Source organism: Flavobacterium aurantiibacter (genome assembly GCF_002251775.1).
In the GTDB taxonomy this organism is placed as follows: domain Bacteria; phylum Bacteroidota; class Bacteroidia; order Flavobacteriales; family Flavobacteriaceae; genus Flavobacterium; species Flavobacterium aurantiibacter.
Window position 1 is genome coordinate 1 of record NZ_NOXX01000083.1, and the last position, 6,666, is coordinate 6,666.

The 6,666-nt window shown below is 38.3% G+C and carries 9 protein-coding genes; 4 read left to right on the plus strand and 5 right to left on the minus strand.

The window, feature by feature from the left end; genetic code table 11:
* The first annotated feature begins 434 nt into the window (after window positions 1-434).
* From CHX27_RS01060 to CHX27_RS01070, 3 genes are all read left to right on the plus strand, one after another.
* On the plus strand, window positions 435-1,346 hold the full coding sequence (locus CHX27_RS01060) for a lysophospholipid acyltransferase family protein (protein WP_094484926.1): 912 nt from the start codon (window positions 435-437) through the stop codon (window positions 1,344-1,346).
* 107 nt (window positions 1,347-1,453) lie between these two features.
* Entirely contained in the window at window positions 1,454-2,029 is a 576-nt protein-coding gene (locus CHX27_RS01065) for a helix-turn-helix domain-containing protein (protein ID WP_094484933.1), read from the plus strand.
* 24 nt (window positions 2,030-2,053) lie between these two features.
* A complete protein-coding gene (locus tag CHX27_RS01070; protein ID WP_094484927.1) occupies window positions 2,054-2,500 on the plus strand; it encodes a response regulator in 447 nt (148 codons plus the stop codon).
* Window positions 2,501-2,554: 54 nt separating this feature from the next.
* Here CHX27_RS01070 and CHX27_RS01075 read toward each other — a convergent pair whose 3' ends face one another.
* Entirely contained in the window at window positions 2,555-3,373 is an 819-nt protein-coding gene (locus tag CHX27_RS01075) for a lysophospholipid acyltransferase family protein (RefSeq protein ID WP_094484928.1), read from the minus strand.
* Window positions 3,374-3,387: 14 nt separating this feature from the next.
* Window positions 3,388-4,047: an NUDIX hydrolase gene (locus tag CHX27_RS01080; protein WP_094484929.1), complete on the minus strand. Its 660-nt coding sequence runs from the start codon at window positions 4,045-4,047 to the stop codon at window positions 3,388-3,390.
* A 14-nt stretch (window positions 4,048-4,061) separates the two neighbouring features.
* On the opposite strand from CHX27_RS01080, the gene CHX27_RS01085 reads away from it, so the two are divergent.
* Window positions 4,062-4,499 (plus strand): DUF4268 domain-containing protein, encoded by a 438-nt coding sequence (locus tag CHX27_RS01085; protein ID WP_094484930.1) that lies wholly within the window; start codon window positions 4,062-4,064, stop codon window positions 4,497-4,499.
* Window positions 4,500-4,504: 5 nt separating this feature from the next.
* On the opposite strand, the gene CHX27_RS01090 is transcribed toward CHX27_RS01085, so the two are convergent.
* The 3 genes from CHX27_RS01090 to CHX27_RS01095 form a co-directional block, all read right to left on the minus strand.
* Window positions 4,505-5,461 (minus strand): phosphoribosylaminoimidazolesuccinocarboxamide synthase, encoded by a 957-nt coding sequence (locus CHX27_RS01090; protein WP_094484931.1) that lies wholly within the window; start codon window positions 5,459-5,461, stop codon window positions 4,505-4,507.
* Window positions 5,462-5,961: 500 nt separating this feature from the next.
* On the minus strand, window positions 5,962-6,087 hold the full coding sequence (locus CHX27_RS15860) for a hypothetical protein (protein ID WP_262494568.1): 126 nt from the start codon (window positions 6,085-6,087) through the stop codon (window positions 5,962-5,964).
* Between the two features lie 198 nt (window positions 6,088-6,285).
* Window positions 6,286-6,513, minus strand: a complete 228-nt coding sequence (locus CHX27_RS01095) for a hypothetical protein (protein ID WP_094484932.1) — start codon at window positions 6,511-6,513, stop codon at window positions 6,286-6,288.
* Window positions 6,514-6,666 lie beyond the last annotated feature (153 nt).

The following is a 6,666-nucleotide window of genomic DNA, read 5'->3' on the forward strand; positions in this document are numbered from 1 at the left end:
CATTTGTTCAATTTATTTTACTTCAAATAATTTCACCCAACGGGTCAGACTATAGCATAATTTTAAAAAGTGAATCGATTTCGTAATAAATGAAGCTGCTCGTTTCGCTGGTAAGTCCATAAATTGAATAAAATCTTAGGCAATAAAAAAGTCGTAGGTAATGCTAATTTCCGAAAGACACATTGTTTTCAAACAACTACTTCGATTTTAATTGAAGTAAACCGCTACGGTTGCCCGTGTAATTTCACTTTTTGCTGAATTTCAATCAAAACAAAATCATTCAACAAGTTGCGAAAAGGTTTCGTAAATAAAAAACAAACAAAATATTGATTTTCAAAACTTTAATTTAGCTAAGTTATTCTTATTTGCCATGAGCACAATTAAAGTTAAACCCATGTTTTGATAAAGCCGTATATTTGTAAAAAAATTTGTTCATGCAATTACTTGCGTATTGCTTGGCGTATCCGCTGCTATGGTTCGTATCAAAGCTTCCGTTCCCGGTGTTTTATGCCTTGTCTGATTTAATATATTTTCTGGTATACCGTGTTTTCGGTTATCGAAAAGCAACCGTTCGAAAGAATTTAGCGCTAGCATTACCTCATAAATCGGAAGCCGAACGACGTGTTATAGAGAAGGAATTCTTCAAACATATGTGTGATATGTTTATGGAGATGGTAAAATCTATGAGTATAAGCGATGAAGAAATGAAGCGTAGATTTATCTTCACTAATTTAGAGTTAGCAACGGAATATGAGAAGCGTGGAAAGAGTATCATCCTAATGTGTGCGCATTATGCTAGTTGGGAATGGTTGATGGTCATGTCGAACTACATTACTTTTGAAAGTTATGCGATTTATAAAAAAATTGGTAACCGCTATTTTGATTCACTGGTACAGAAAATTCGAGGCCGCCATAACGCTAAACTAATTGAATCTAAGAGTTCCATTGGAACCATGGAGCTTCACAAAAAAAATGGAGTTAAAGCTTTTTACGGATTTGCTTCGGACCAGTCGCCACAACTCACAAAAGCAAAGTATTGGGATACATTTATGGGAATTGAGGTACCGGTTTATACAGGTGCTGAAATGCTTGCAAAGCGACTCGATATGAACATGTTGTTTGTAAAAGTTGAAAAAGTGAAAAGGGGCTTTTACCAAGCTACTTTGGTACCTTTGGTTGAAGAGCCAAAAAAGATGCCTGATTATGAGATAACGGGTATGTACTTACGAGAAGTTGAAAAACAAATTCTGCAAAAGCCAGAACATTATTTCTGGACACATAAACGCTGGAAACATATTGGTAAAAAGCGTATTTCTTCGAAGAAAAGTACAAGTACGCAATTTTAAAATAACAGTTGTTTCTTGTTAATTTCATCAAAAAATAAGATGTTTCTCAAGAAAATCTGGCAAATACAAGTATTTTTACGACTACTTCACAACAGAAAACTATGGCTATGAAAGTGTACGTGAAATTTGACATTAATGCGCTGTGTCGAAAAATCTTACAAGAGCAACTAGACGCATCTGGAATAAACTATCGAATTATAGCGTTTGGTGAGATTGAGATTCTAGATAAGCTATCTGCAGAAAAACAACGTAAACTTGAAGAGCACCTTGGCGAGTACGGCATTCAAATTGTTGAAAATCAAAAAAATATTTTGGTTCAAAAAATCAAAGATGCCATCGTAGAAATGGTGAACCAAGAAGAAAATCAGCCTAGCTTAAAAAGTTCGGTGTATCTAGCAGAGAAGCTCAATCACAGTTACAACTATATCTCAAACCTGTTTTCGGAAGTAACCTACTCCTCTATCGAAAGCTTCATCATTCTGCAAAAAATTGAGCGTGCTAAGCAACTAATTTTAATGAATGAGCTTACCTTTACAGAAATTTCATACAAATTAAACTACTGTAATGTGGCTCACTTTAGTACTCAATTTAAAAATACGACCGGTATAACACCATCAGCGTTTCAGCGAATCATTAAAAAGAGGCGCGAGTTACAAGTACAGGAACAAATGCAAAACAATTAAGAACTCTAAGATTTCCCCAAAATCATGAACAACGATCTCATTCACGTTTGCCTTGCCGATGATGATGCCGACGACCGGCTGTTTTTCACGGAAGCCTTCGATTCGATAAAAATTAAAACAGCAATCACAGTTGTTAACGACGGTGTAGAGTTAATGGATTTTCTGAATAACGATGAAAATTCGAAACCACACATCTTGTTTCTGGATTTGAATATGCCGCGCAAATCGGGTATGGAATGCTTGTCTGAAATCAAGCAAGATAGCCGATTCAACAACATCGCCGTAGCTATTTACTCTACTTCTGCCTCAGACCGCGATATTGAAGATGCCTTTGTTAAAGGCGCTAACGTATACATCCGTAAACCAAACGATTTCGAAGAATTAAAACGCATTCTAAATGAAGTCATCGCACTAAATTGGCAGTATCACACCAGCGGATTAAACAGGGAAAACTTTGTACTCAGTATTTAAGATTCGTCGATTTTGACTGACTTGAGTCGCTAGGCATTCTCCAAACAAATTTGTTTACGACTTTGCCTTCGGCGAACTAAATCTCCGCAACTCGTTTAAAGCTTCAGCTGCTTCAAGCTCTTCGGCGGGAATGACTTTCAAAAACGACGGATGTTGCTCTATAGCGTACTCAATTTTCTCTACAATCGATTCAATCGACTCGTTTTCGTAATCAATTTCCAAAGGCTCTTTTATAATCATCGATTGTAAAATCCCTTTCTTCTTCATCCGTAAACCTTTCTTATCGAACGAACGGCGAAATCCGTCGATAACAATAGGAACTACAATTGGTTTGTGCTCTTTGATGATGTGCGCTGTACCTTTTCGAACGGGCTTGAACGATTTTGTGGTGCCTTGCGGAAAGGTAATTACCCAACCGTCTTGCAAAGCAACTTTGATGTTTTCGGTATCATTCGGATTCACTTCACGCTGAATATCTTTTCCTTTTGCACGCCAAGTACGCTCTACAGTAATAGCACCCACGTAGGCCATGATCCGCGGAAGAATACCCGATTGCATCGTTTCTTTAGCTGCAACGTAGTAAATGTTGAGCTTAGGGTTCCAGAGATAACCAATATTTCGGATGTGATCTACCCGACCGTGTAAAGCAGCATTAAAAACATGAAACATGGCCACTACATCGGCAAAATAAGTTTGGTGATTGGAGATAAATAAAACGTTTTGTGCAGGTAAAGCACGAATAATCTCCGAACCGTCGATTTGCAATTCGTTAAATCCGCGATAACGGCGGTGTGTTGCGGCGCCAAAAATGCGAATCAGCCATTTTTTGATAAATAAAATATGTCCGAACGGATTTCTTTTAAATAGTCCCATGCGCCAAACATAAATTAAATTTGACTAATTGCCGAATTTCGTGCCAACAATAACATTTGTTTCACTTCTGCTAACATCATTGCAGTAGCGCCCCAAACCGTGTGTTGCCCAAAGGTAAAAACTTTAGTTTTGATCTTGAAATTATAGGCGGTATCGATATCCATTGTGGAAACGGCTGTATCGTCTAGCAGTACGGATAGTGGTAATGGAACAATGGCGGCCACTTCACGCGGATTTGGGGTGAATTCGAGATAATCGCCGGTAACAAATAGATACGGATGTACTTCAAAATTACTTGGCGGAACGTAAAGCGGTGTTAGTCCACGTACAAACTGCTGTTCCGTAAGTGTTATTCCTATTTCTTCTTGCGTTTCGCGAACAGCGGTTTCATAGAAATTTGCATCGAATAATTCCTTTTTTCCTCCTGGGAAGGCAAGTTGTCCGGAATGAACACCTTCGTATTCTGATCGTTGAATCAAAGTGATTGTTTCCTGGTTTTGGTGTGTAGAAACAATTACTGAAACGGCGGCGTACCGTTTTTGAATGGCTTTTTGCGCAGCTAATTCCAACGCTTGCTTTCGATCAGCTGGAGCCATATTTAGTTGCGCATCCAAGCCCGGAAGCTCAAGAGATTTAATATGCGGAACTAACTCACTAAATGCTATTTTTGCCATGAAAATTACCGTTTGTGTATAGTAAAAAAGAAAAAGCCCAGCTTATTACCGATTTTTGGACCGCTTTCGCAGAAGCATATCCACACAAGTGGCTGCTTTACGATACCAAAATTAAAGATTTACAACTCAAGTTCGATGTTCAAAATTCGGGGGTTCGCATTATTCTAGAAGTGGGCATGCGTCACGAGGAAACACGGATCAAGTATTTTGAACAACTACAGGCGATGCGCGTACTTTTCCTTGAGTTTTTTCCAGAGATTTTTTTCGAACGAAATTTTACGCTGGAATCTGGGAAAATAGTGAGCATCGTACATACTGAAACATTAGAACGCAATTTCTTCAACAAGAATTATTGGCCCGAAATCTTCGACTTTATGGCTTCGAAAATGCTGCTTATGGAACAATTTTTCTTGGAATACGCCGATATCATTCGTCAGGCTACAGCCGAATAAATTACTTAACCAATTGTTTTTAAATAATTTAAAACATTTGTTTCGATGCGCGTTGCCAAGTTATTAACTGGTGCTTTAACGAATTTTTCACCTAAAATCTGTTCGTAAAGTAAGGCGTATCGTTCTGTAACCGTGTCGATGTATGCGTCGGTTAATTCTGGAATCGATTGCCCTTCTTTACCTTGAAATCCGTTTGCAATAAGCCATTGGCGAACAAATTCTTTGCTTAATTGTTGTTGCGGTTCGCCTTTATCTTGACGTTCTTGGTAGCCATCGGCATAAAAATAGCGGGAAGAATCGGGCGTATGAATTTCATCAATCAGGACAATGGTTCCGTCGGCTTTTTTTCCAAACTCATATTTAGTATCAACCAATAACAAGCCGCGTTCGGCCGCCATTTCAGTTCCTCGCGCGTAAAGTTTAAACGTGTAGTCTTTAAGTATTTCCCAATCTGCTTCCGATACTATGCCTTGAGCTAAGATTTCTTCTTCAGAGATATCTTCGTCGTGCGAACCGGAAGCAGCTTTTGTTGTTGGCGTAATGATGGGTTGCGGAAGTTTATCGTTTTCTTTCAAACCTTCCGGCAAAGCCACACCACAAAGTAAACGCTTTCCGGCAGCGTATTCACGAGCAGCATGTCCAGCCAAATAGCCACGAATCACCATTTCCACTTTAAAAGGCTCGCATTTTACGCCAATACTTACATTCGGATCTGGCGAGGCCAGCAACCAATTCGGAACTATATCGGCTGTGCTATCCATGAATTTCTTCGCAATTTGATTGAGCATTTGTCCTTTGTAAGGAATTCCTTTCGGAAGCACCACATCGAAAGCGGATAGTCGGTCGGTGGCAATCATGACCAGTAAATCGTTGCCAATGCTGTAAACATCTCGAACCTTTCCCTTGTAAAATGCGGTTTGGTTTGGAAACTGAAAATGAGTTGCCGTAATTGTAGTTGACATGTGTGTGTAGTTAGATGCGCAAAAGTATTACGTTCGGTTTGAACCGTCAAATGAAAATAGAATTCATTCGTAACTTTTAAAGAAATAGCTTCTAAAAACAATTATTCATCAGGCATTCTAATCTCTGTTCCTTTAATTTCAAGCAAAGTCCAAAAAAAGGCTTGACTGCAAACTTTCTTTGACGACTTTTCTTGCATCAGTTAGTGGATATTTTCGGCCTTACAAAACAACACTACAGAGATCGGCAGAAATGACAACCAATGAAAACGAAAAGCGATCGGATTTACGCTAATGTTCTAAAGAGAGAAACTTCATTCTTTAAAAAAATAACCAAATGCCGATCGCTATAAAACGTGAACTGGATTTTACACGCAACAAAACGAATTCGTCTCAACTCCGAAGCTGTGAAACCGATTTTAGAAAACTTCCCTGAAAGGATCATTAAACTTCAGTTTTATTCGTTCTCGAGAAAAAATTTACTTCAAAACGAGAGCGCGATATTACTCAGATTTACCCGCTTTATCTTTCTCTTGCTTTTTAACAGACTTTGCAGCCTTTTTCTCTTTTGCGGTACTTGCCGGAGCAGTTTTATCCGATTTTTTCTTTCCTTCCTTTTGCCTCGCCATGGTAAATACATTTACAAATCGGAAGTAAGTTTCCAATTCCTTGTAAGGTACGATCTTTTCAATGAAATAAGTAACAAAAAACACTAAATATCATTATTTCAATATTTTACACCAGATATAAAGGACTTTTTGACGACGAAATATACTGGTTTACCGGCCATAAATAAAACTTTGCTAACTGATGCTTTTTTTCGAGCTTCAATGTAAAATCCGACCTATGGCTAATCGGGCGAGTAAATAGCTAAGTGTCGACTCAGCACCTTGATTTAGATTCACATTGGTTTCCTCAATGCCGTCGCAGCACCCTCCCGTTTCTTCTTGATAAACAGCTTGCTTTAAGTGATTAGCTCCTAAAAACCAATAAAATGCATTAATGGAAAGAACTTTAAAACGCTTGTCGCGAAAAGCGCTGTGGAATTTTTCCAATGCTAAAATGGTATATGCAACGTCGATAGGTTGTTCACCACCCGTTACGGCTTTTTCTGCGTGACCTTTAAATTGCCAACCTTTATTGGAAATAACTTTTAATTTTCCATTTAGTACACGACAAAAAACATAATTGATTAAAAATCAATAAAA

Bases quoted from the DNA above. Each gene is read 5' to 3' on its own strand.
- CHX27_RS01060 (WP_094484926.1), top strand. From the start codon at position 435: ATGCAATTACTTGCGTATTGCTTGGCGTATCCGCTGCTATGGTTCGTA.
- CHX27_RS01090 (WP_094484931.1), bottom strand. From the start codon at position 5,461: ATGTCAACTACAATTACGGCAACTCATTTTCAGTTTCCAAACCAAACC.
- CHX27_RS01065 (WP_094484933.1), top strand. From the start codon at position 1,454: ATGAAAGTGTACGTGAAATTTGACATTAATGCGCTGTGTCGAAAAATC.
- CHX27_RS01080 (WP_094484929.1), bottom strand. From the start codon at position 4,047: ATGGCAAAAATAGCATTTAGTGAGTTAGTTCCGCATATTAAATCTCTT.
- CHX27_RS15860 (WP_262494568.1), bottom strand. From the start codon at position 6,087: ATGGCGAGGCAAAAGGAAGGAAAGAAAAAATCGGATAAAACTGCTCCG.
- CHX27_RS01075 (WP_094484928.1), bottom strand. From the start codon at position 3,373: ATGGGACTATTTAAAAGAAATCCGTTCGGACATATTTTATTTATCAAA.
- CHX27_RS01070 (WP_094484927.1), top strand. From the start codon at position 2,054: ATGAACAACGATCTCATTCACGTTTGCCTTGCCGATGATGATGCCGAC.